We start from the raw sequence: 23,555 nt of genomic DNA on the forward strand, positions 1-23,555 counted from the left end.
CCGGCCAGTTTAAGGGCCGCAGGTGGCACTATAACTCCCGCGGCTTCCATATGGTTCCGCCATGTTGCGTGATTTTCCGGCTGCGGCGCTAATCCGCCCGCAAGGGGCTGCGGCGGCGGGCTTTTGCCTCAGCCACGGGCGCACCGGAGGCAGGCGCGCCAAACGGCGGCCGGGTGCAGCGCTACAGGGTTTTCGTCATCAGGATGCAGTTCCTGCGCGGCTGGAAGCGGGTGCGCAGATAGAGCCGCTGGGCAGTCTCGTTTTCGCGGTCGACCTCCAGATGCAGGGCGCGCACGCCCGCTGCTGCCAGTGATTTCGGCAGCTCGGTCAGGACCTCGGTGGCGATGCCGCGGCCGCGCACTGCGGGGCGGATGTAGAGTTCATCGACAAACCCGTCCATGCCGCCGAACTCCACCGACCAGCCGAAGGTGATCACGATATAGCCGATCGGCGCGCGGGTGGGGCCGATCAGGTAGACCGCGCCGTAAGGGTGGCCGTTCAGGAGCGGATCAATCCCGGCGCGGCGGTGCGCGTCGCTGCTCTCCAGCCCGGATTCGGCGTGAAAGGCGGCAACCAGCGCCAGCACGGTGTCGAGGTGTTCGGGCTTGGCGAGGTGCAGGGCGGCGCTCATAGGCGGGCCAGCCTTTCAGTCAGGAGGGTGAAAAAGCCGTCGGCGTCGGCGTCGCCGATGAACAGGGCATTGGGTGTGCGGTCCGTGACGCCCCACCAGTCGGCCACCGTCATGCCGAGGGTCAGGCTGGAGGACGTTTCGATTTCCACGTTCACATGGCGGCCGGAGAACAGCTCAGGCTTGAGCAGCCAGGCGATGACGCAGGGGTCATGCAGCGGGCCGCCTTCGGAGCCGTATTTCTCCATGTCGAAGCGCTCGAAGAAGTCGAGCATCTCGGCGGTGAAGCGGCCAACGCGGGTATTGAGGGCGCGGATCGCCTCGACACGCGGTTTGGTGGCCAGCACCTTATGCGTCACATCCAGCGGCATCACGGTGATCGGGGCGCCGGATCTGAACACGATTTCAGCGGCTTCTGGGTCGGCGTAGATGTTGAATTCTGCTGCCGGGGTGATGTTGCCGACTTCGAAATAGGCGCCGCCCATCATCACGATCTCCTGCACCCGCTCGATGATGTCGGGGGCGGTGTTGAAGGCGGCGGCGATATTGGTGAGCGGGCCCAGGGTGCACAGCGTGACGGTGCCCGGCTCCTGCGCGCGCAGGGTGGCGATGATGAAATCCACCCCGTGACCCTCTGCCAGCGGCATCTGCGGCTCCCACAGCTTGGGCCCGTCAAGGCCGGTCTGGCCGTGCACATGCTCTGCCGTGATCAGCGGCCGGGCAAGCGGCGCCTTGCTGCCTGCGTAGACGGGCACATCGGTGCGGCTCGCGGCCTCGCAGGTAATGCGGGCGTTCTTGCTGGTGAGTGGCAGCGGCACATTGCCGGCAACGCAGGTGATACCGAGCAAATCCAGATCCTCTGGACTGGCCAGCGCCAGCAGGATGGCGACCGCATCATCCTGGCCGGGATCTGTGTCGATGATGATTTTCCTGGCGCTCATTGCGGTCTCCGTAAATCGTGAGCCACGAGACTACGCGCAGTTCGGACGGGATTGAACCGCTGGCAGGCGGGCCGGTACAAATCTCCGGAGATTTCCCGCGACGGAAACGTGCGGTCCTCCCGGCGGCAGGGCGCCGGAACTTGAGTATTTATAGAAAGATGAAGCAGAAGGCGCGCGCTCAGGCGCGCTCGTCTGCCTTCACCGCGTCCCAGAGTGCATCCATTTCGGCCAAGTCGCTGTCTTCGGGGCGTTTGCCGCGGGCGGCGAGCTTGGCCTCGACGCCCTCGAACCGGCGGGTGAACTTGGCGTTGGCGGCGCGCAGGGCGGCTTCGGGCTCGACCCCCAGGTGGCGGCCAAGGTTGGCCATCACGAACAAAAGGTCGCCGAATTCCTCCTCGACCTCGGCGTGGGAGAGGGTGTCGCGGGCCTCCACCAGTTCGGCGCATTCTTCGGTGATCTTGGCGATGACATTGGCTGCTGACGGCCAGTCAAACCCGACACGGGCGGCGCGTTTCTGCAGCTTGTAGGCGCGCAGCAGGGCGGGCAGGCCGATGGCGACCCCGTCCAGCGTGCCTTTCTGCGCCTTGCCTGCGCGCTCCGCGGCCTTGATCGCTTCCCAGTCGAGGGTCTGCTGTTCGGCGGATTTCTCGCGGCTTTCCTCCCCGAACACATGCGGGTGGCGGGAGACCATCTTGTCCGACATCGTCCGCACCACGTCCTGAAAGGTGAAGTGGCCGGCCTCCTCAGCCATCCGGGCGTGGAAGACGGATTGGAACAAGAGGTCGCCCAGTTCCCCCTTCAGCTCATCCCAGGCTTCGCGCTCAATCGCGTCTGCGACTTCGTAAGCCTCTTCAATGGTATAGGGGGCGATGCTGACAAAATCCTGTTCGATGTCCCAGGGGCAGCCGGTCTGCGGATCACGGAGCCGCGCCATGATTTCCAGGAGGCGCTCGATGCCCGCGGACTGGTCGTGGATCAGGTCTGTTTCTTGCATTGCGGCTGCTCTTTTTCCGGTGTCAGATGCATCATCCCGAGTCTGGAGCAGGAGTCCACCCCAATGCCCGTTGTGAACCGTATTGCCGATTACGCCGAGGAGATGAAGGCCTGGCGGCGGTATCTGCACCAGATCCCGGAGCTGGCACTGGACCTGCCCAAGACGGCCGCCTTTGTGGCGGAGCGGCTGCGGGAGTTCGGGGTGGATGAGCTGCACGAAGGCATCGCGCAGACCGGCATGGTGGCGATCATCAACGGGCAGGGGGAAGGACCAACGATTGGCTTGCGTGCTGACATGGACGCGCTGCCGATCCCGGAAGAGACAGGGGCGGAATACGCCTCAGGCCATGCGGGCAACATGCATGCCTGCGGCCATGACGGCCATACCGCGATGCTGCTGGGGGCGGCGAAGTACCTGGCGGAGACGCGGAACTTCAAGGGGCGGGTGGCGCTGATCTTTCAGCCTGCGGAGGAAGCCATCGGCGGCGCTCGCATCATGGTCGAGGAAGGCATCATGGAGCGGTTCGATATCGGCGAGGTCTATGCGCTGCACAACGCGCCGGGCCTGCCGGAGGGGCATTTCCTGACCACGCCGGGGGCGCTGATGGCGGCAACGGATGAGTTCCGTATTCATATCAAGGGGGTGGGCGGCCATGCGGCGATGCCGCATGAGACCCGCGATCCGGTGATGGCGGCCTGCGGCATGGCGCAGGCGATCCAGACCATTGTCAGCCGCAACCATCACGCGCTGCAGGATCTGGTGGTCTCTGTCACCCAGATCCACACCGGCACCACCGACAACGTGGTGCCCGATACCGCCTATATCAACGGTACGGTGCGCAGCTTTGATCCTGCCGTGCAGAAGATGGTGATGCGGCGGATGAAGGAGATCGTTGCGGGCCAGGCGGCGAGCTATGGGGTCGAGGCGGAACTGGACTATGAAACCGGCTACCCGGCGACCTACAACGATGCGGAAAAGACTGCCTTTGCGGTGGAGGTCGCCAAGGAGATCTCCGGCGCGGGCAATGTCGAGGCCGAGGGCGGCCGCGAGATGGGGGCGGAGGATTTTGCCTATATGCTTCAGGTGCGCCCCGGATCCTACCTGTTCCTGGGGCAGGGCGAGAGTGCCGGGCTGCATCATCCGAAGTACGATTTCAACGATGACATCGCGCCGGTGGGGGCATCCTTCTTTGCCCGGCTGGTGGAGCGTGCGCAGCCGCTTGGCGGGTGAGGCCCGCCGCAGGTGACAGCGGCCGGCGCAGCCGGTATCTGATCAGAAACGGAAGCCGTATCACAGGGACGCAGAGCCATGGCACTGGAAGACGCGAAACATATGATCGACCACGCCTTCACCCGCGAGGATCTGAAGGGGTTGAGTTTCGAGATCACCTTTGGCGGCGCCACGTCTTTCCTGCGCCGAAAGTACACCAAGGATCTGACCGGCGTGGACATTGCCGTCACCGGCGTGCCCTTTGACCAGGCGGTGACCAACCGGCCCGGCACGCGGCTGGGGCCGCGGGCGATCCGCGAGGCCTCTGCCCTGCAAAGCCCGGATGAGCCCTATGGCTGGCCGCATAAGCCGCTGAGCACGCTGGCGATTGCGGATTACGGCGATCTGGCCTTTGACCATGCCAATGTGCCGGAATTCCCGGCTGCGCTGACGGAGCATATCCGGGGCATTCTGGCCGCGGATACGGCCTCGGTCGTGCTGGGCGGCGATCACTTTATCAGCTTTCCGGTGCTGAAGGCCTATGCGGAGAAGTACGGCCCGATCTCGCTGTTGCAGTTTGACGCCCACACCGACACCTGGCCGGATGACAACATGGAGCGGGTGGATCATGGCACCATGTTCTATAAGGCGGTGAAGACCGGGATCGTGGACCCCGAAACCTCGGTGCAGGTGGGGATCCGCACCACCAATGAGGATACGCTGGGCGTTAATATCATCGACGCCCCCACGGTGCATGAGATCGGCCCGGTGGAGACCGCAAAGCGGATCAAGGAAATCCTGGGGGACCGGCCGACCTATCTGACCTTTGACATCGACTGCCTGGACCCCGCCTATGCGCCCGGCACCGGCACGCCGGTCTGGGGCGGGCTGACCTCGGCGCAGGTGGCGCGCATCCTGCGCGGGATTGCCGGCATCAATATCAAGGGCGGTGACGTGGTGGAGGTCTCTCCCCCCTTTGACACAACCGGTGCAACTGCTATTGCCGGGGCACATGTGGCGACGGAGATCATCTGCCTTCTGGGCTGGAACATGAGAGACAATGACTGACTTCAATCAACCGATCAGCGGAAATGACCTGGCCCGGTTCTCGGGGCCGAACACCTTTATGCGGCTGCCGCAGGCCACCTCGCTGGACGGCTTGGATGTGGCGGTTCTGGGGGTTCCGATGGATATCGGCACCTCCTGGCGGTCCGGAACCCGGTTCGGCCCCAAGCAGATCCGGGCCGAAAGCGCGATGCTGCGGCCCTATAACATGGCCACCGGCGCGGCGCCGTTCGACAGTCTGAACATTGCCGATATAGGCGATCTGGCGATCAACACCTTCTCGCTGCCGGATTCGCTCAGAATCATCCAGGACAGCTATGAGGCGATCCTGTCGGGCGCGGTGATCCCGGTGGCGATGGGCGGCGATCATTCGATCACGCTGCCGATCTTGCGCGCCATTGCCAAGAAATACGGTCCCGTGGCGCTGGTGCATGTGGATGCCCATGCCGATGTGAACGACGAGATGTTCGGCGAGCGCGAGACCCATGGCACCGTGTTCCGCCGCGCCTATGAAGAAGGGCTGATTGTTCCGGATAAGACCTATCAGATCGGCATCCGCGGCACCGGTTATGCCGCCACCGATTTTTCCGAGGCGCAGAGCTGGGGCTTCCAGCATTTCCCGGCGCAGGAATTGTGGAACCGGCCGCTGCACCAGATGGGTGCGGAAATTCGCCGCGATATCGGCAATAGGCCGGTCTATGTGAGCTATGATATTGATAGCCTTGACCCGGCCTATGCGCCGGGCACCGGCACGCCGGAAATCGGCGGGCTGACAACGCCGCAGGCGCTGGAGCTGATCCGCGCGCTGAAGGGGGTCAATATCGTCGGCTGCGACCTGGTGGAGGTGTCGCCGCCTTACGATCCCTCTGGCAACACCGCTTTGGTGGGCGCAAACCTGCTCTATGAGCTGCTGTGCGTGCTGCCGGGCGTGGCAACGAGATAAGCGGTCCGGCCTCACGCAACAGGCCGGGGGAGGGCCGCGCAGGGAGGAGGCAAGGCTTGACCTTGAAACCGCATTGAGGCGGCTGATGCTGCTGGGCTGGCTGCTGCTGGCCGCCGTTGTCGCCGGGCTGGGGTTCATCCGCCTGGCGCCAAGCGATCCGCTGGACTGGAACACCCAGCCGGAGTTCACCGAGGACAAGGAGTTCCGCGGCGGCGTGTTCCGGGTGGTCAGAACCGGGCCGGACGGGCTGGAGCGGTTCCACCGCATCGCCAGCCATGCCCCGCGCACCAGCGTGCTGGCGGGCGGGCCGGACGACGGGATGGTGACCTATATCACCCGCACCCAGGTGCTGGGCTTTCCCGATTACACCACCGCGGCGCAGGACGGCGATCTTCTGAAGGTCTATGCCAGGCTGCGGTTCGGCCGCTCCGATCTGGGTGCCAACAGGGAGCGGATCAACGGCTGGCTGGCGGAGATGGACGGCGCCTCGCAGGAAGCCTCCGCCGGGCAATAGCGGCGCGGGGCGCTCCCGCCTGCTCGCGGGCTTTTGAAAAAGCCCCTCGCAGTTGGGCCGGGCGCCGCGCTGGGCGCGGCGCGGGCTCTTCCGCCTCTGGCGGCAGAGCCTGTGGGTTTTGCTGAGAGGCTCTTCAGGGGGGGCAGCGCGTGAAGACGCCATACAGGTTGTGTTAGTTTTTGCCGCGTCAAGGGCAAGCCGCGCTGAAGCGCGGTGGCTGCGCCACCCTTGACCCGGTAAAGAGACAGTACAAGAGTGACTCTTGGGCATCCAAAGGCAGGTGATTTTTGAAAGTGTTGAGCAGAAAAGATTTCTCTAGCAAGGGAAGACTGACTTGAAGAAACTGTTCTTTGCGCTCAACGTCCTAATGATCTTTCTGCCCGTGCACGCAAGTGCGAAAGAGCCATTGCAAATAAGCGTGCACGGTGTGCCGCCTAAGTTCTTCGAGTATCTTTGGCGGCACGATGCCGAGGCAAATAAATTTGATCAGGGGGGAGCTTGGGTTTCCGATCAAGACGCGGACATAATTGTTATAGTTCTATCAAGTTTGGAAGATGAGCATTTTATTCCCCCGAATTTTCAAACGGAGTATACAAATGCTCTGGCTTTGTCAGGGGCACCGTTCGTCAGGGTACAGGCGGGATACTATGATGGATCAACAGATCGCGCCGTGATATTCGTCGCTATGGATTCACTCAATGAGAAGCTGGACAGGAAGCAGTTGGCACCTCCGCCAGATTCTGCCTCTAGGCCGGGTTACGTGACATGCTTCACCGCCGGTTGGGTGAACAGGCAGTACAGCCCTGCCGAAAAAAGGAAAAACTATGATGAACTTTCGAGGATTTGCCATTCTTGGGTAGGTTTAGGGCAATAGCTGCTGCCTGTTGCGGGCAATTGAATTTTGAAGCTCAATAATACTCGTACAAGCGTCCGTTTAGGGATGCTTACCTGAACATCTACCCTTCTTGAAGGGCGGATAAGAAGATTGGAAAAGGTCTCAGAGTTGTGGCAGCACATTTTGAATGCGCGAACTCTGTACATCCCCAAGCGACGCCGACAGGCAGCTGCTTTGCACCTCGCGCCACATCGGCACGTTCAGCGACATCTGGCATTGCGCCATGAACATGCGGCCGTCGACTTGCAGGCAGCGCAGCTCTCCCAGTTCCACGCGGGCGCCGGATTTGTCGGTGCAATAGCAGTCGATGGTCTTGCCGCCTGGCCCCTCCACGTCCGCCAGTCCCAGCTCAGGCAGGGTGAGGAGGATTGTGGCAATAAGGACTCTGGCATGTCGCATGGCTCTAGCATATCACATGGGGGTCACTTGGCCAAAACATGAACAACAATAGGCGCGCCCATGGTTCCCGAAGAACGGCTGGAACAGATCCTGCAGCGGTTTCAGTATCTTGAAGCCGCAATGGCAGATGGCGCCGGCGGCGGGGACATTGCGGCACTAGCCAAGGAATATTCCGACCTGCGCCCGGTGGCGGAGCAGGTGACGGCCTACCGCAAGCTGCTAAGCGATCTGCATGAGGCCGAGCTGATGCTGGCGGATCCGGATATGAAGGATCTGGCAGCGGAAGAGATTCCGGCGCTGAAGGCGGCGATCCCGGAGGCCGAGCATGCGCTGCAGCTGGCCTTGCTGCCCAAGGACGCCGCCGACAGCCGTCCGGCGATGCTGGAGATCCGTCCCGGCACGGGGGGCGATGAGGCGGCCTTGTTCGCGGGCGATTTGCTGCGCATGTACCAGCGCTATGCCGAAGGGCAGGGCTGGAAATTCGACATCATCGAAGAGCAGATGACCGAACTGGGCGGCATCAAGGAAGTGGTCGCGCATATCAAGGGCGAAAATGTTTTTGCCCGGCTGAAATACGAATCCGGTGTGCACCGGGTGCAGCGGGTGCCCGCGACCGAGAGCGGCGGGCGCATCCATACGTCGGCGGCGACAGTGGCGGTGCTGCCGGAGGCGGAGGATGTGGACATTCACATCGACGCCAACGACATCCGCATCGACACTATGCGGGCCTCGGGCGCAGGCGGGCAGCATGTGAACACCACCGACTCGGCGGTGCGGATCACCCACCTGCCGACGGGGCTTATCGTGACCTCGTCTGAAAAGTCCCAGCACCGCAACCGCGAGATTGCCATGCAGGTGCTGAAGACCCGGCTTTATGACATGGAACGGCAGCGGATCGACAGCGAACGCTCGGCGGACCGGGCGAGCCAGGTGGGCTCGGGCGACCGCTCGGAGCGGATCCGCACCTACAACTTTCCGCAAGGCAGGATGACCGACCACCGCATCAACCTGACGCTTTACAAGCTGGATCAGGTGATGGGCGGCGATCTGGATGAGATTATCGACGCGCTGACGGCGGACAATCAGGCCCGGCTGCTGGCCGAGATGGGGCAGTGAGCATGGCAGAGACCGCGGCACAGGCGATGGCGGCTGCAACGGCGCGGCTGCGGGCGGCAGGGGTGCCGGATCCGGCGCGGGATGCACGGGTGCTGCTGGCCCATGCGGCCCGCATCGAGGCCAGCCGGGTGACGCTGATCGCGCCGGAGGAGCTGGCGCCGGAGGTGGCCGAGCGCTATGAGCAGCTGATTGCGCTGCGGGCGGTGCGGGTGCCGGTCTCGCATCTGATCGGCGAGCGGGAGTTTTACGGCCGCCGCTTCAAGGTGTCGCGCGATGTTCTGGACCCGCGGCCCGAGACCGAGATACTGGTCGAGGCGGCGCTGGCAGAGCCTTACAGCCGGGTTCTGGACCTTGGCGTCGGCTCCGGCTGCATTCTGGTGACGCTTCTGGCCGAGCGGCAGGAGGCGACCGGGCTGGGGGTGGATATCAGCGAGGCGGCCTGTCTGCAGGCCAGCGCCAATGCGGTGCTGCACCGGGTTCAGGCGCGGGCCGATATCCGGCAATCCGACTGGTTTGAGGCGGTTGAAGGACAGTTCGACCTGATCGTCTCGAACCCGCCCTATATTGCGCTGGACGAGATGGAAGGCCTGTCGGCGGAGGTGCGCGGGCATGAGCCCGGTATTGCGCTGACCGATGGCGGCGACGGGCTGGGGGCCTACCGGCGGATCGCCGCGCAAGTGGCCGGGCATCTGGCGCCAGGCGGACGGGTTCTGCTGGAAATCGGGCCGTCGCAAGGCCAGGCGGTCAGCGCGCTGCTGGAAGAGGCCGGTCTGAGCGGCATTGCCGTGCTGCAGGATCTGGACGGGCGCGACCGGGTGGTGCGGGCGCATTCCAGCGTAAAGAGCGGCGTTTGACACGGAAATTCGCGAATTCGAAAGAAAAAACACAGAAAATACCATTGTGCCCCTTGTCTGGGGCTGCGGAAAATGGTTACTCAGAAGGAGCCGCTTTAGGAGAAAGCTCTCGAAGCCTTCCCGCGGCATCAAGCCCAAAAAAGCTTATGATCCGGCGTTGAGGCGCGCACGATATGGGTCTACGGCGCATTAACTCAAGGCTTACGTTAGGCATATGAGATCGTCCAAATCACGTTCACGTTCCAAGTCGAACCGGAACCGTCCCAATGGCGCCAATGTTGTCAACCGCGTGTTCGACAGCTCCGGTCCCGAAGGCAAGGTGCGCGGAACGCCCCAGCAGATCATCGACAAATACAATCAACTGGCCCGCGATGCGCAGCTGAGCAATGACCGGGTTGCCGCTGAGAACTTTCAGCAGCACGCCGAGCATTACCTGCGCATGCTGAATGAAGCACAGCGCGAGATCGAGGCGCGCCGCGAGGAGCAGGAGCGGCAGAACCGCGAACGCCAGGCCGAGCGCGACCGCGAGCGGGCCGAACGGCTGGAGCGCCAGGAGCGTGAGGCCGCATCGGCTGCTCCGTCGGCAGACCCGGCCGGCAGCCCGCAGCCCGAGGTGATCGACCCGCGCGGCGATAACGGCAACGGCGCTGACAGCGGTCTTGTCGAAACACCGGAAAGCCAGTCGGCACCTTCGGATGCTGCGGCTGAGGCCGCGCCGAAAAAGGCCCCGGCCCGCAAGCCGCGGACCCGCAAGCCGGCATCCAAAGGGGATGACACGGCAGAGGCCAGCGACGGCGGCGGCGATGCGGAGGCAAAACCCGCGCCGAAGAAAACCAGCCGCCCGCGCGCGAAGCCGAAGCCCAAGACCGAAGACGGCCCGGCTGAAGCTGCTGAATAAGCGGCGCAAAACCAGAACAGCGAAGGACCCCCGGTGCCGATGGCGCCAGGGGTCTTTGTTTTGGTGAGCGGCTGTTGCGGGAGAAATCCCAGGTTTGCAGCTTGGGCTACCAGTAGTCCGGGTTGTTCAGGGCCTCGATGCAGGATGACGGGCCGCGCAGGGGCGCAAGCTCTGCGCCGCTGAGCGGTTGCGCCAGCCATCCCTCCGGGAAACGCAGCGGCACGGGGGCCGCGGCCTGCGCCTCGGTTATCTGGCGGAACCCGGTCTTGCCGTAATAGGCGGGATCGCCGTAGGTGACGGCAACGTCCACGCCGTGTTCGCGGATCCTGCTCAGCCCGTGTTTTAGCAGCGCCTGCCCGATCCCCTGCCTTTGCCGGCTGGGCGATACGGCAACCGGCGACAGGAGGAAGACCGTGCGGCTGTCCTGATCGTAGCGCAGCCGGGAGAACATGATGCAGCCGATAAGCGTGCTGCCGTCCCAGGCCGAAAAGACAAACAGGTCCTGATCCGGCGTTTTGGCGAAGATATCGCGGACCAGGCCCGCGATCAGGCCGCCTTCGGCTTCGCCCTCCGACGCGGTAAAGGCCGCACGGAAAAGACCGATGATTTCGCGGGTGTGGCCGCGGTATTCTGACAAAAACTCCATCCGCCGCTCCTGCACCTGCTGGCTGGCTGTTGCAGGCAGCATAAGGCAGCCGGGGGGCGGGCCGTCAAGATCCGCACCGGCTTGGACTGCCGGGCGGTTACGCCGCGTGGCCCAGCACCCGCAGGTAGCGGCGGACCGCCTCCGGAAAGCCCAGCATGAGCGCATCTGCGGTGATCGCGTGGCCGATGGAGACTTCGGCCAGATCCGGGATGGCCTGGCGCAGGGCGGGCAGGTTGTCCACGGTCAGGTCGTGGCCGGCATTCATCATCAGCGCAGTGCTGGCGCCCGCCGTGCCAAGCTGGCGGGCGGCGTCTGCTGTAGCCTTGATCCTGGCCAGTTCCCGGCCGGTGGCGTCCGGGCTGGTCTGATCGGCGTAAGGCCCGGTGTAGAATTCGATCCGGTCCGCGCCTGCCTGCTGCGCCAGCGCGGGGTCCGCCGGGTTGGCGTCCACGAAATAGGAGACCCGGATGCCCGCGGCCTTGAACTCCTGCGCGACGGGCAAAAGCATCCCGCCATCGGCGGCAAAGTCCCAGCCGTGGTCGGAGGTGGACTGTTCGGGCGTGTCGGGCACCAGCGTCACCTGATGCGGTTTGTTCTCCAGCACCAGGTCGATGAAATGGCGGGTCGGGTAGCCTTCGATGTTGAATTCCGCCTGCGGGAACTCCTCTGCGATCAGACGGGAGAGGTCCGGCAGGTCCGAAAACCGGATATGGCGCTCATCCGGGCGCGGATGCACGGTGATGCCATGGGCGCCGGCCTGCAGGATGGCGCGGGCGATGTCGGTCAGGTTGGGCCAGGGCACCTCGCGCCGGTTGCGCAGATAGGCAACCGCGTTGACGTTCACGGACAGCAGGGTCGGGCGGGAGGAAACCGGTTGGGTCATCGGGGAATCTGGCTCCGGCAAAGACTTCGGGGATAGGGCTCAGGCCTTGGCCAGCTCGCGGGCCAGCGCGCAGAAGGCCTCCAGGCTGACCTGTTCCGCGCGCTCGGTCGGCGGGATGCCGGCGGCGGTCAGATGCGCCTCGATATCGGGGGAGATCCCCTTGAGCGAGGCGCGCAGCATCTTGCGGCGCTGGTTGAAGGCGGCAGCCACCACCCGCGACAGGATCGCGGCATCGGCCGGGAAACGCGGCTCGGGCAGGGCGTCGAGATGCACCACCGCGCTGGAGACCTTGGGCGGCGGTGTGAACGCGCCGGGCGGCAGCGACAGCACGATGCGGGCATCGGCGCGCCATTGGGCCAGAATCGCCAGGCGGCCATAGGCCTTGGAGCCGGGCTGCGCCACGATGCGCTCGGCCACCTCGCGCTGGAACATCAGGGTGAGGCTTTCCCAGAAGGGCGGCCATTCCTTGGGCGTCAGCCAGCGCACCAGGAGTTCGGTGCCGACGTTGTAGGGCAGGTTGGCTGCGATGCGGATCGGCGGCGTCAGGTGTTCGAGCGGGTCGATCTCCAGCGCGTCGCCGTTGATCACTTCGAACCGGCCCGGGTAGGCGTCCGCGATTTCCTGCAGCGCCGGCAGACAGCGGCTGTCCTTCTCCACCGCCAGTACCCGGCGGGCGCCCTCGGCCAGCAGCCCGCGGGTGAGGCCGCCGGGGCCGGGGCCGATCTCCAGCACGTCGCAACCGGTGAGGTCGCCGGCCTGGCGGGCGATCTTGGCGGTCAGGTTCAGGTCGAGCAGGAAGTTCTGGCCCAATGACTTGCGCGCGGACAGCTGATGCGTCGCGATCACCTCGCGCAAGGGGGGAAGGCTGTCGATAGCGCTCATGTCATCTGGACCTTGGGACAGGGCGCGGGCGGCGCGCCGGAACTTTCATGCCTCCGGCGGGGATATTTCCCGCCAGAAGAAGAATCAAGGGCTGGCGGCCATGCGCTGCGCCAGCTTCAGGGCTTCGATCAGGCTGGCCGGGCTGGCCTGGCCGGTGCCTGCGATGTCGAAGGCGGTGCCGTGGTCGGGCGAGGTGCGAATGAAGGGCAGGCCCAGGGTCACGTTGACGCCGCGGTCGAAGTCCAGCGTCTTGATCGGGATCAGCGCCTGGTCGTGGTACATGCAGACCGCTGCGTCATAGCGGGCGCGGGCGGCGGCGTGGAACATGGTGTCGGCCGGGTGCGGGCCGGTGACCGCCAGCCCCTCGTCCTGCATCCCGCTGATCAGGCCGTTGATCCAGTCCAGCTCCTCGGTCCCCATGGCGCCGCCTTCGCCCGCGTGCGGGTTCAGTCCCGCGACGGCGATGCGGGGGGACGCGATGCCGAACTGATCGCGCAGCCCGGCGGCGGTGATTTCGATGGTTTCGCGCAACAGGCCCGGGGTCAGCACCTTGGGCACGTCCGCAAGCGCGATGTGGATGGTGGCAGGCACCACCCGCAGCTGTTCGCTGGCCAGCATCATCACCACGCGGTCGCGGCCTGCGAGGGCGGCAAGAAATTCGGTATGTCCGGGGTAGGCAAAGCCTGCGCCGTCGATCAGCGCCTTCTTGTGGATGGGAGCGGTGCAGACCGCGGAGGCCTCACCCTGCTGGACCAGCCGGACGGCGGTTTCGATGGACTGGATCACACCGGCCGCGTTGGCCGGGTCGACGGTGCCCTTCACGGTATTGCCGCCAAAGGTTAGCGGCAGCACCGGAAAGCGGTCTGCGCAGGCGGCTGCGGCCTCTGCCGGGGCGGTGATTTCCCGAACCGGAGTGCCGGCGGGCAGGTGGCGCGGGTCGCCGATCCAGAAGAACGGGCAAGCGGCGCGCAGGGCGTCCCAGGCCTTGACGGCGATTTCCGGGCCGATGCCTGCGGGCTCGCCGCAGCTGAGCGCAATGGGCCCGGGCCGGTTCATTTGATGTCGATCCGCGCATCCGCGCGCAGCTGCTCCAGGTAGCTGTCGACCAGCGAAGTCAACCGCTGCCCCGTAAGCGCATTCGCCACCGTTTCGCGGTTCGCGCCCTCGCCAAGGTCGGCGGTGCGGCCGCAAAGCATCAGCACCATCAGAGTCTGGCCGTTGTTGCGCGTCAGCGCGGTGGAGGTCTCGCCCGGGTCCAGCTTGGCCAGCTCCAGCGCGATATCGCTGGGGATCTCCGCGGGCGGCAGGCTTTCGACCGCCAGAACAGACGGATCCTGCCCTTGCGCCAGGCCATAGAAGTCCTCGCAGGTGTCGACGCTGTTCACCACCTGCTGCGCGGCGGCCAGAGCTTCGGGCGTGCGCCCGCCGGGCAGGAAATAGGTGGCATATTCAATGGCGGAGAAGCGCGGGGCGGCGCCCTCCACCTCGCGCAGGCCGCGCATCTGGAACAGCGCCACCGCGCCCTGCAGCGGCAGCGGCTCGGACACTTCGCCCGGCTGCAGCGCCAGCACAACCTCTTGCAGCTGCGGCGGCAGCTTGGTCAGCGGCATCCAAGGCAGGCGGCCGCCATCGCCGCGGCTGCCTGCCGCCGAATACTGGGCGGCGGCGGCAGAGAAGCTGTCGTAGCCCTTGAGCTTGGCGACCTGCTCCACCAGCTCTTCGACCTGGGCGGCGTTCTGGTCGTTGAGCGGCACGATGAATTCGCTCAGCAGAACTTGGACGCTGCCGGTGCCGGCTGTGCCCATGGCGCGGTCGATTTCCTCTGGCGTGGGCCGGGCGCGGGACAGGAAACGGGCGCGGGTGTATTCGCGCCAGCCAAGCCCGACCTTGGTGAAATCGCGCAGTGTCTGCGGCGCAACGCCCTGCTGCTGCAACACGGTCAGAAACTCGTTGAGCGACAGGTTGGCGCGCCCGGCCAGTTCTTCCATGCCGGCGGTGATGTCTTCTTCGCTCAGCTCAATTCCGGCCTGCTTCAGCACCATCAGCTTGAGCCGGTCATTGATCAGCTCCTCGCGGGCGGTTTCCAGCGGATCGCCCGGAACCCGCAGCGCGGCCTGAAACCGGGCGCGCTGTTCCAGCTCATACCGGGTGATGACCTGATCATTCACGGTGATGGCCGGGGCAAAAAGGTTCTGTGCGCCCGCGGGCAGGCCGCTCCAGGCGAGCCCTGCGGCCAGCGCCAGCGCGGCCGCAGTTCTGAGAGCACGGGAAAGGAAGGGAGCCGGGAACCGGGTATTCACGTCTTGCTGCATGACCGCCTGTACTGTTTGCTGCCGCTTTTTACGGAAAATCCGCTCAGCGAGATGGTAAAGCCGAAATCCGTGGTCGGCTCAACACTTGTTGTGGAGGTATAGCGTCGGTTGACCGAAACGTCGACCGTCACGCATTCGTTGCTGTAGGCCACGCCAAGGCCAGCGCGGGTGGCCTGGGCGCCGGCGATGTCATACCGCAGCCGGGCACTGGCAGACCAGTTGGGGTTGATGTCGTAGCGTCCGTCCACCCACAGTTCCGAGCTTTCCTCGTCCCGGTCTTCATCCGGGTCGGTGCCCAGCCACAGGTAGGTGCCGGCAAGGCTGGAGCGGCTGTTGTGCCATTCACCGCGGAGCTCCGCCTTGGAGAAGTTGAGGGAACCGTTCAGCAGGCCGCGGGTGGAGATCGCCAGGCTGTCGCCGTATTTGATCTGGCCCGCCAGCAGGATATCCGATGTGCTGCCGCCCAGGCCCGAGCTTTTGGTGAAGCGGTCGTCACCGTCGCTGCGCAGCACTTGGCCCGCGGTGGCGTAGGCCTGCCAGCCGGTGGGCGCATAGCGGGCCCAGTTGGCGCCGTAGACCAGGGTCAGCCCGTCTTCGCGGGCGTCGTTTGCAGGGAAGCGCGACAGCGACAGCAGGTTGCCCTGGTCGAATTCGACAAAGCGGCTTTCCTCGCTGACCACGTTGCCGCCGCCCTCGTCGCGCCAGCCCAGCTGCAGGATCGGCTCCAGGTACTGGCTGGCGCCGCCGGCTTCGCGGCGGATCATCGGCAGGCGCAGGGTAAGCGCGCTGCGCGGGGTGAGGCGGGTGACTTCTTCGGTGAAGACAGCGTCGTCGTAGGCGCGGAAGGCGTCGCCGGCGGCACCGATTTCCCATTCCGCGAGGATGCCGTAGCCCAGGCGCCAGCTGCGGCGCCAGTCGACGTCAGCGGTCAGCCGGGACAGGTCGCGGCCGTTGCTGTCGGTGGCGGTGCCTTCGATGCTGGAACTGCGGTGGTGGCCGTGGCCCTGCAGCGTCAGCCGCAGCTCGCCGCCGGTGAGGGCCGGGAAATAGCGGGTCTGGTAAAAGGCCTCGGCGATGCCGGAGGGGATATCGCTCTGCTCCTCGCTGTCGCGCAGGGTCTTGTAATGGGTGAACGAGGTGCGGAACAGGCTGTCGCGCTTGGACCGGGTCAGCACCGCCTCGGACCGCAGGCGGTCCAGATCGGGCAGGCCGTAGTCCGCGACATAGGCGTCGTCCGAGACCGCCTTGACGTCGAAGGTGAAGCGGAAATCGCGCGGCAAGTCGAACTGGCCCTCGCCGAAGATATAACCGCGGTCCTCACCGGAGAACAGGTCGTCGCGGGTATAGGCGGCGTTGAATTCGATCCTGCCGCGGCGGAACGCCTGGCGGTAGCGCATATCCAGCGTCTGGGTACTGGAGGAGATATAAGGGGCCAGCGTCAAATCGCGGTGCGGACCCAGCGTGAAGAAATACGGCACCTTGATCCCGGTGCCCAGGTTCGAGGTGGAGCGCACCGAGGGCACCAGGAACCCGCTGGCGCGTTCCAGCGAGGGATCCGGCAGGCGGATCGCCGGGAAGTAGAACACCGGCACATCCAGCACCCTGAGCTGGGCACTTTCGAAATACAGCTGGCGTTCCTGCTGGTCGTGGATCACCCGCTCAGCCCGGATCTGCCAGAGCGGCGGGCGGCCGTCGTCGCAGACATGGCAGGAGGTGACGGCGGTTTTATAGAGCTGGGTGTAGCGGCCGCTGACCCGTGTCATCTGCAGCGAGGCTAACTGCAGCTGCTGCTGAAACACCATGCGGGCGCCGGTCAGCAGGCCGTTGCGCAGGTCCCGGTCCAGCTCGGCAGCATTGGCCAGGATGGTGATGCCGCCATTCTGGTCGATCCGGATCGGGCCTTCGATCTGCAGCGTGCCGTTGGTTTGGTCAAAGGTGATCTTGCGGGCGCGCAGGCGGATATTGCCCTGGAACGCCTCGACGTTGCCTTCGGCGACCAGGGTGCGGTCCGGGGTGATGAAGACCTGATCTGCCACCAGCATCGCAGGCTGCGCCGGATCGGGCGGCGCCGCGGTCTGCGCCTGCAGGGCAGGGGCTGTCAGCGCCAGCCACGGCAGCACGGCGGAAAGAAGCAGCGCCCGGCGCAGGTTACCCGTCTTCGGCATGGAGAAGCAGTCCCAAGGTCAACAATATTGCAGCAGCGGGCGGCGCCCAGGCGGCCAGGGCCACCGGGATTTGCCCGTTCTCGCCAAGGATTTGCGCGAAATTGCGGATGAAATAAAGCCCGAATCCCAGCAGTACTGCCATCAGCACGGCCAGGCCGGTGCCGCCAAAGCGGGCGTGCCGCATGGTGAAGGAGGCACCGACCAGCACCATGGCGATCAGAAACAGCGGCCGTGCCAGCTCTGCCTGATAGCGCACTTCATAGCGCTTGGTGGTGAAGCCCGCGGCAGACAGCTCGCGGATGGTGGCGGGCAGGTCGTAGATCGAAATACCGCTGGCGGTGCCCAGCGTGTCGCGGATGCGGTCGGTGGTCAGCGTCGTCGGCAGCTGCAGTTCGTCATGCGAAGCGGCGCCGGCTTCCGGGTTGATGCCGGCCGTCAGTGGCCAGGATTTGGCATTGGTCAGGATCCAGTTGCTGCCATCCAGCCGGGCGCTCTCGGCGATAATGCGGCGCACCGGTCCGCCGGCGTTGCTGTAGGCATGGATCGACACGTCATGAAGGGTGATGTCGGCGGCATCGCCGCTGTAGCCCTTGGCGTGAATGACCGACTGGCCGCGGGCGCCGCCCTGGCGCAGCCACAGGCCCTCGCCGCTGAGCGACAGCGCAGAGGGGCCGCCATTGTGATAGGTTTCGGCCAGATCCTGGTAACGGTTGGCAGTGGCCGCCGCGATCGGGTTCAGCATGGTGACCGCCAGAACCCCGATCCCGGCCGCCGCCAGCACCGGCGCCGCCAGCGCCCGGATGCCGGAGCGGCCAATGGCGCGGGTCACCACCAGTTCGCTGCTGCGGGCCAGGCCGACAAACAGCACGATGGTGGTCAGGATCATGATCAGCGGCAGGAACTCACTGAGCGCGGCCGGGATGTTCAGCAGGCTGAGGCCAACCAGCTGCGGCAGGCCGAGGCTGGCCCCTTCGAAGCGGCGGATCTGCTCGTTCAGATCGATCAGAATGACCAGCGTCATCAGAACCGCGCAGATCACCAGGAACCATTGCAGGAAGCGGCGCGCGTAATAGAGATCCAGCTTCATGCGGAAGCCTCCTGCCGGATGCGCTTGGGCCGGGAGGCCAGGATCAGGAAGATCAGCGCCACGGCCAGACCCAGCAGGGTGGGCAGGTAGATCAGCGGCCACAGACCGGGGTTGTCCAGCACCGGTTCCGACACCACGCCGCGCAAGCCTTCGACAAAGATCAGCACGACAAAGGCCAGGAAGGCCTGCCGCCAGACGCCGAAGCGGGAGAACGTGCCCAGCATCAGCGCCGAAAATCCGATCAGGGCCACCGCCACGCACACCAGCGCGCGGGCAAAGCGCAGGTGCAGCTCCTCCGCCTGGGCGCCGGCGGAATAGCCGTCAGTGCGGGTCACAGTCTCTGCGCTGGTCATCAGCTCCAGGCTGGGGATGGCGCGGATGTTGCGGGCCGGGTTCTCAGCTTTGCGCGCCAGGGTGCTGATATCGTATGAGAAATCAGAAAAGAACGTGGTCGACATCCGCTGCGTCTTGTGGTCCAGCCGCTGCGCCATGCCCTCTACCATGATCAGATGCGCGCTGCCTTCGTCGCGCACCAGAAAGGCGCGGGCGCCGGTATAGGTGACGGTTACCGCCGGGTCGCGGCGGTCCGACAGGAACACGTCGTTCAGGGTGCCGTCGGGGTCAATCTGGCGGATGTAGAAGGTGACGCCTTCGGCGGGATGCAGGAAGTCCCCCTCGCTCAGCAGCTTGGCGGTGATGTTGCGGGACACCTCGCTCTCGCGCTCTTCCAGCTGGTTGATCGAGGCGGGCAGCAGGTAATGGGTCAGCGCCGACATCATCAGCGCTGTGATGATGCCAAAGGCCAGCGCAGGCCTGGCCATCTGCCAGGGGCTGGTGCCGGTGGCGCGCAGCACGGTCAGCTCGCTCTCGCTGTTCAGCCTGTTGGTGACCCAGACCGCGGCGCCGAAGGTGGCGATCGGCAGCACCATGCGGATCAGGTTCGGCAGGGTGAGCGCGGTGAATTCCAGGAACACCAGGGCCGACTGCCCGTTGCCGATCAGCGTGTCAAACAGCACAACCGCCCGGTTGACCCAGAACACGGCCACCAGAATCAGGGCAAAGAAGCCGAAGAAGAGCAGATACTGTGACAGCACATATCTGTCGTAGCGTGACACCCGATCCCCCCAGACCTTGCCGTTGTTATTTTCCCGGACCTTAGTGGATTTGATTGGCGGGGAAAACTGCATTCTCGCAAGGCAGCAGGATCGGCGGCGGATTGCAGATAACCGGACTGAACGGCCGGGTCTGGCCAAGCGCCGCTGCGCAGGATACCTCTTGAGCCAACAATCAGGTGATACCAGCAGGAGTTCGCAACAAATGAGCAGTCTTACCCCGATCCGTTTTGCCGAATACGACCCCAAAGCGCTGGCAGAGATGACCGGCCGCGTGGCGGTGATGGTCACGCCGGAGGGCAGCATGGATCAGGCGGCGCGCAGCGCCAACCGTCTCAGCAAAGGCGCCATCGCCCGGCTGATCGGGTCCGAGGGGTTCAAGAAGGCGAAGTCCGGCGACGTGATCTCTGTGAGCTGGCCTGCGGGGATGCAGGCGGAGGCGATGGACGTGCTGGTGCTGCCGCGCAAGCTGACGCCGGTGGAGGCGCGCAAGGCAGGCGCCAATCTGGCCAAAGGGGCCGCGGGCAAGCGTCTGACGGTGATGGCTGGCGGCATGAACAAGGCCGCCGATCTGACCCAGGGCATTGCGCTGCGGGACTATGAGTTCGACAATCACAAATCGCCGAAAGACGACAAGCCAAAGGGCGAGGTGGTGATCGCCTGCAAGGCGCCTTCGGAGCTGGAAGCCGCCTGCGCGCCGCTGCTGGCGGTGGCCGAGGGCGTTCACATGACCCGCGATTTGATCAATGAGCCGGCCAATGTGCTGACCACCACGGAATTCGCCCGCCGCATTGAGGAGATGAAGGGGATCGGCCTGGAGGTCGAGATCCTGGAAGAAGCGGATCTGGAGAAGCTGGGCATGCGCACGCTGTTGAGCGTCGGGCAGGGGTCCGACAGCCCCTCCAAGGTGGCGGTGATGCACTGGAAGGGCGGCGCCAAGGATGCCGCGCCGCTGGCGCTGGTCGGCAAGGGCGTGGTGTTCGACACCGGCGGCATTTCCCTGAAGCCCGCGGCCGGCATGGAAGAGATGACCATGGACATGGGCGGCGCGGGTGTCGTGACCGGGACCATGAAGGCGCTGGCGCTGCGCAAGGCCAAGGCCAATGTGGTGGGCCTCGTCGGGCTGGTGGAGAACATGCCGTCGGGCAACGCCATCCGCCCCGGTGATGTGGTGAAGTCGATGAAGGGCGACACGGTGGAGATCATCAACACCGACGCCGAAGGCCGTTTGGTGCTGTGTGATGTGCTGTGGTACGCGCAGGAGCGGTTCAAGCCAGCGGGCGTCATTGATCTGGCGACGCTGACCGGTGCCATCATCATCGGTTTGGGGCATGAGAATGCCGGCGTGTTCTCCAACGACGACGGCCTTTGCAATGCCTTTCTCAAGGCCGCCGGTGCCGAGGATGAGGGCGCCTGGCGGATGCCCTTGGGCAAGGCCTATGACGAGCAGCTGAAATCGCGCATCGCCGACATGAAGAACGTCGGCGGGCGGCCCGCGGGCTCGATCACCGCCGCGCAGTTCCTTCAGCGCTTCATCAAGGACGGCATGCCCTGGATTCATCTGGACATTGCGGGAGTCGCCTCGGTGAAGACGGATACCGCTTACGCGCCCAAAGGCGCCACCGGCTGGGGCGTGATGGCGCTGAACCGCTTGGTCGCGGATAAGTTCGAGGCGGAATAAACACTTATGGGGGCTGCCTATTTCTATCATCTGACCCGCAGGCCGCTGGAGGAGACCTTGCCGGTCCTTCTGGACAAGGCGCGCGGGGCGGGCTGGCGCATTGCGGTGCGCGGGCGCGACCCCGAACGCATGGCCTGGCTGGATGACCGTTTGTGGCAGGGGCCGGAGGAAAGCTTCCCTGCCCACGGCCTGGCGGGCGGCCCCTATGATGTACTGCAGCCGGTCCTGCTGACGGCAGGGCCGGAGGCCGCCAATTCACCCGATTGCGTGATGGCTGTGGATGGCGCCGCCGTCACCGCGGAAGAGGTGCAGGCGCTGCAGCGGGTCTGCATCCTGTTTGACGGCACCGATCCGGAGGCCGTGCAGCACGCCCGCACCCAGTGGAAAAGCCTGACAGACGCCGGCTGCTCTGCCCAGTACTGGTCCGAGGAAAGCGGGCGCTGGGAAAAGAAGGCAGAAAAATAGGCTGCCCCGCCCCGCAGATCGGCAGGTTTCCGCCAGTTCCCGTCAGTTTTATTTCAATTGTGCAGGAAATGCTCGCGCGACTGCGGTTCGCGCATTAATCCTCCCCGTCAAAAGATCCAGACATTGGGGGGACAGATGATTTCGAAGCGTGTGTTTCTGCGGCCGCGGCTGCTGCCTGTTGTTGGGGCGGCACTGCTGGTGCTGGCAAATTGCGGCGCTCCCCAGGGCGGGTCTGTCGGCCGGGCCGAGGTCGACGCCGAGCGTCTAGACTTTGCGGTTCAGGAAGTCCGCTCCCTGCGGTCCAAGGGCAAGCGGGTGTGGTGCGTACCGTTTGCGCGCAACGCCAGCGGCATCGAGATTTACGGCAATGCCAAGACCTGGTGGTCACAGGCCAATGGTCAGTTCAGCCGCGGGAAGCAGCCGCAGCCCGGCGCGGTGATGGCCTTTCAGGCGACCCGCTCAAACCCGCTGGGCCATGTTGCGGTGGTGTCCAAGGTCGAAGATTCCCGCCGGATCGAGGTCAATCATGCCAATTGGCACCGCAACAAGGTGTCGCTGGGCATGGCGGTGATAGATGTGTCGGCCGCCAATGACTGGTCCGCTGTGCGGCTGGAAAGCAATCCGGGCGCTTTCGGGCGCGTGTACCCCATCCTTGGCTTCATCTCGCCGCAGCCCGGCGCCGGGTGAGGCATAAGGAGAGCAGCTGTCAGCTGTTCTGAATGCCGCCGCGCTGGATCATCCGGGCGGAAATCTCCTCAAAGGCCCTGCGCCACAGCGCTTCAAGCTCGGGGGTGAACTCTTCTCCCAGCGCGTTGCGCAGGGAGTCGACCAGTGCTTCCTCCATCGGGGCAAAATGGGAGGTGTGGACGCCGAGGCTTGCGTGTCTTTTGCCGAGTTCCTGAAAGTGCGGGTCGACGGCGGATTCATCGCCTAGCTTGGCAAGAATGACGCCCAGCGTTGTCATGAACTTCATGCCCTGGCCTTCCAGATCCTCCCGGAAAAGCTGCCGCAGCTCAGGCGCGTGCCGGAACAGCGCGTCATAGAAAAACGCGGGATCCCTGACGGCCTCGTCCTTCAGCTTGCTGTAGCTTTCTGTCAGTTGTTTCAGTTCTGCATCTGTCACGGGGATATCAAGCTCCTTTCTGGTGTGTCAGTCGCCACCCAGCTTAGGAGCAATTGAGCCGGAATTCCTTGATCCGGCTCAATAACCTGAATTGCGGAGCTCTGCTGCCGGCAGCGGTTACCGCGTCAGGACCAGGGCGCCATTGCGGATCTCGATGCTGGACCAGCGCTGCAGGTAGCCCATCCCAAGCAGTGACTGGTCAAGCGCCCCCTTGTTGACCCAGACACGCACGCCGGTGTCGGTTATGCCGCCCAGCGACATTTCATCAATCCAGACAGAGGCGGTGCGCACTTCGCCATTGGCGGTTTGGGCGCGGCCGAGATAGGCGAGGTTTCCGGTATCAATCCCGGCCCGCCGGGCGTCGCTTTCGTTCAGCACAACCTGGCTGGCGCCGGTGTCCACCAGAAACTCGATCGGAGTGCCGTTCACGTCCAGTGTCAGGTAGTAGTGCCCGTCGGGCGCGCGCGGCACCTCAACCCGGCCGCCATCCACCGCCACGTTCTGCTGCGGGCGCACGGTCTGGCGGATGTCCTGCCAAAGCCCGTAAGAGGCGATTACGCCCAAGAAAATGAAGCCCCAGACGGCGAACATCTGCAGCGTTTTGCCCAGGCTTTGGCGATTTTGCACGAAGACCCAAGAGCCAACCGCCACCAGCAGGATCGCCAGATAGATGAACCGCCCGATCTCATAGTCGCCCATTTACGCACCTCCTGAACAGAATGTAGGCGGGCCAGGGCGGTATG

25 protein-coding genes are annotated in these 23,555 nt (G+C 64.8%); 11 read left to right on the top strand and 14 right to left on the bottom strand.

Features of this window, described 5'->3' with window-relative positions; all coding sequences use genetic code 11:
- Nucleotides 1–181: 181 nt before the first annotated feature.
- From R2C4_RS07235 to mazG, 3 genes are all read right to left on the bottom strand, one after another.
- A complete protein-coding gene (locus R2C4_RS07235; RefSeq protein WP_141890129.1) occupies nt 182–631 on the bottom strand; it encodes a GNAT family N-acetyltransferase in 450 nt (149 codons plus the stop codon).
- Nucleotides 628–1,569, bottom strand: a complete 942-nt coding sequence (locus R2C4_RS07240; protein ID WP_058288078.1) for a nucleoside hydrolase — start codon at nt 1,567–1,569, stop codon at nt 628–630. The genes R2C4_RS07235 and R2C4_RS07240 overlap by 4 nt, the downstream gene beginning before the upstream one ends.
- Before the next feature lie 178 nt (nt 1,570–1,747).
- Nucleotides 1,748–2,563: a nucleoside triphosphate pyrophosphohydrolase gene (gene mazG, locus R2C4_RS07245; RefSeq protein ID WP_141890130.1), complete on the bottom strand. Its 816-nt coding sequence runs from the start codon at nt 2,561–2,563 to the stop codon at nt 1,748–1,750.
- 63 nt (nt 2,564–2,626) lie between these two features.
- On the opposite strand from mazG, the gene R2C4_RS07250 reads away from it, so the two are divergent.
- From R2C4_RS07250 to R2C4_RS07270, 5 genes are all read left to right on the top strand, one after another.
- Nucleotides 2,627–3,793, top strand: coding sequence for a M20 aminoacylase family protein (locus R2C4_RS07250; RefSeq protein ID WP_141890131.1), 1,167 nt, complete (start codon nt 2,627–2,629; stop codon nt 3,791–3,793).
- Between the two features lie 78 nt (nt 3,794–3,871).
- Nucleotides 3,872–4,840 (top strand): agmatinase, encoded by a 969-nt coding sequence (speB, locus tag R2C4_RS07255; RefSeq protein WP_141890132.1) that lies wholly within the window; start codon nt 3,872–3,874, stop codon nt 4,838–4,840.
- Entirely contained in the window at nt 4,833–5,780 is a 948-nt protein-coding gene (speB, locus tag R2C4_RS07260) for an agmatinase (RefSeq protein ID WP_141890133.1), read from the top strand. Before speB (R2C4_RS07255) ends, speB (R2C4_RS07260) begins: the two co-directional genes overlap by 8 nt.
- A gap of 85 nt (nt 5,781–5,865) precedes the next feature.
- On the top strand, nt 5,866–6,294 hold the full coding sequence (locus tag R2C4_RS07265; RefSeq protein ID WP_411352931.1) for a DUF1499 domain-containing protein: 429 nt from the start codon (nt 5,866–5,868) through the stop codon (nt 6,292–6,294).
- Between the two features lie 334 nt (nt 6,295–6,628).
- Entirely contained in the window at nt 6,629–7,168 is a 540-nt protein-coding gene (locus R2C4_RS07270; RefSeq protein ID WP_141890134.1) for a hypothetical protein, read from the top strand.
- Between the two features lie 123 nt (nt 7,169–7,291).
- On the opposite strand, the gene R2C4_RS07275 is transcribed toward R2C4_RS07270, so the two are convergent.
- The gene (locus tag R2C4_RS07275; RefSeq protein WP_141890135.1) at nt 7,292–7,588 is read right to left on the bottom strand and encodes a hypothetical protein; all 297 of its coding nucleotides are present in this window, start codon (nt 7,586–7,588) and stop codon (nt 7,292–7,294) included.
- A 60-nt stretch (nt 7,589–7,648) separates the two neighbouring features.
- On the opposite strand from R2C4_RS07275, the gene prfA reads away from it, so the two are divergent.
- The 3 genes from prfA to R2C4_RS07290 all read left to right on the top strand — a co-directional run bounded on the left by prfA (nt 7,649) and on the right by R2C4_RS07290 (nt 10,456).
- Nucleotides 7,649–8,704 (top strand): peptide chain release factor 1, encoded by a 1,056-nt coding sequence (gene prfA, locus R2C4_RS07280; RefSeq protein ID WP_141890136.1) that lies wholly within the window; start codon nt 7,649–7,651, stop codon nt 8,702–8,704.
- A gap of 2 nt (nt 8,705–8,706) precedes the next feature.
- The gene (prmC, locus tag R2C4_RS07285) at nt 8,707–9,558 is read left to right on the top strand and encodes a peptide chain release factor N(5)-glutamine methyltransferase (protein WP_208764530.1); all 852 of its coding nucleotides are present in this window, start codon (nt 8,707–8,709) and stop codon (nt 9,556–9,558) included.
- Between the two features lie 214 nt (nt 9,559–9,772).
- Nucleotides 9,773–10,456, top strand: coding sequence for a DUF4167 domain-containing protein (locus R2C4_RS07290; protein WP_058288087.1), 684 nt, complete (start codon nt 9,773–9,775; stop codon nt 10,454–10,456).
- A 106-nt stretch (nt 10,457–10,562) separates the two neighbouring features.
- Here R2C4_RS07290 and R2C4_RS07295 read toward each other — a convergent pair whose 3' ends face one another.
- From R2C4_RS07295 to lptF, 8 genes are all read right to left on the bottom strand, one after another.
- Nucleotides 10,563–11,102: a GNAT family N-acetyltransferase gene (locus R2C4_RS07295; protein ID WP_141890137.1), complete on the bottom strand. Its 540-nt coding sequence runs from the start codon at nt 11,100–11,102 to the stop codon at nt 10,563–10,565.
- 97 nt (nt 11,103–11,199) lie between these two features.
- Entirely contained in the window at nt 11,200–11,985 is a 786-nt protein-coding gene (locus tag R2C4_RS07300) for a pyridoxine 5'-phosphate synthase (protein ID WP_141890138.1), read from the bottom strand.
- 39 nt (nt 11,986–12,024) lie between these two features.
- Nucleotides 12,025–12,867: a 16S rRNA (adenine(1518)-N(6)/adenine(1519)-N(6))-dimethyltransferase RsmA gene (gene rsmA / locus R2C4_RS07305; RefSeq protein WP_141890139.1), complete on the bottom strand. Its 843-nt coding sequence runs from the start codon at nt 12,865–12,867 to the stop codon at nt 12,025–12,027.
- Nucleotides 12,868–12,951: 84 nt separating this feature from the next.
- Nucleotides 12,952–13,923, bottom strand: coding sequence for a 4-hydroxythreonine-4-phosphate dehydrogenase PdxA (gene pdxA / locus R2C4_RS07310; RefSeq protein WP_141890140.1), 972 nt, complete (start codon nt 13,921–13,923; stop codon nt 12,952–12,954).
- Nucleotides 13,920–15,179, bottom strand: a complete 1,260-nt coding sequence (locus tag R2C4_RS07315; RefSeq protein ID WP_141890141.1) for a peptidylprolyl isomerase — start codon at nt 15,177–15,179, stop codon at nt 13,920–13,922. Before R2C4_RS07315 ends, pdxA begins: the two co-directional genes overlap by 4 nt.
- Complete coding sequence (locus R2C4_RS07320; protein ID WP_208764531.1) at nt 15,164–17,344, bottom strand: LPS-assembly protein LptD; 2,181 nt, start codon at nt 17,342–17,344, stop codon at nt 15,164–15,166. Before R2C4_RS07320 ends, R2C4_RS07315 begins: the two co-directional genes overlap by 16 nt.
- Nucleotides 17,328–18,431: an LPS export ABC transporter permease LptG gene (lptG, locus tag R2C4_RS07325; protein WP_141890142.1), complete on the bottom strand. Its 1,104-nt coding sequence runs from the start codon at nt 18,429–18,431 to the stop codon at nt 17,328–17,330. The genes R2C4_RS07320 and lptG overlap by 17 nt, the downstream gene beginning before the upstream one ends.
- Nucleotides 18,428–19,546: an LPS export ABC transporter permease LptF gene (lptF, locus tag R2C4_RS07330; RefSeq protein WP_141890143.1), complete on the bottom strand. Its 1,119-nt coding sequence runs from the start codon at nt 19,544–19,546 to the stop codon at nt 18,428–18,430. The genes lptG and lptF overlap by 4 nt, the downstream gene beginning before the upstream one ends.
- 202 nt (nt 19,547–19,748) lie before the next feature.
- Here lptF and R2C4_RS07335 point away from each other — a divergent pair, with 202 nt between their 5' ends.
- The 3 genes from R2C4_RS07335 to R2C4_RS07345 all read left to right on the top strand — a co-directional run bounded on the left by R2C4_RS07335 (nt 19,749) and on the right by R2C4_RS07345 (nt 22,376).
- Entirely contained in the window at nt 19,749–21,224 is a 1,476-nt protein-coding gene (locus R2C4_RS07335; RefSeq protein ID WP_141890144.1) for a leucyl aminopeptidase, read from the top strand.
- A gap of 6 nt (nt 21,225–21,230) precedes the next feature.
- The gene (locus tag R2C4_RS07340; protein WP_141890145.1) at nt 21,231–21,689 is read left to right on the top strand and encodes a DNA polymerase III subunit chi; all 459 of its coding nucleotides are present in this window, start codon (nt 21,231–21,233) and stop codon (nt 21,687–21,689) included.
- A gap of 135 nt (nt 21,690–21,824) precedes the next feature.
- Complete coding sequence (locus R2C4_RS07345) at nt 21,825–22,376, top strand: CHAP domain-containing protein (RefSeq protein WP_141890146.1); 552 nt, start codon at nt 21,825–21,827, stop codon at nt 22,374–22,376.
- A gap of 19 nt (nt 22,377–22,395) precedes the next feature.
- On the opposite strand, the gene R2C4_RS07350 is transcribed toward R2C4_RS07345, so the two are convergent.
- Together R2C4_RS07350 and R2C4_RS07355 are read right to left on the bottom strand one after the other, a co-directional pair.
- On the bottom strand, nt 22,396–22,812 hold the full coding sequence (locus R2C4_RS07350; protein ID WP_141890147.1) for a globin domain-containing protein: 417 nt from the start codon (nt 22,810–22,812) through the stop codon (nt 22,396–22,398).
- Nucleotides 22,813–22,929: 117 nt separating this feature from the next.
- On the bottom strand, nt 22,930–23,511 hold the full coding sequence (locus R2C4_RS07355; RefSeq protein ID WP_008556017.1) for a retropepsin-like aspartic protease family protein: 582 nt from the start codon (nt 23,509–23,511) through the stop codon (nt 22,930–22,932).
- Between the last annotated feature and the right edge of the window lie 44 nt (nt 23,512–23,555).

Source organism: Leisingera aquaemixtae, from assembly GCF_006740765.1.
In the GTDB taxonomy this organism is placed as follows: Bacteria; Pseudomonadota; Alphaproteobacteria; order Rhodobacterales; family Rhodobacteraceae; genus Leisingera; species Leisingera aquaemixtae.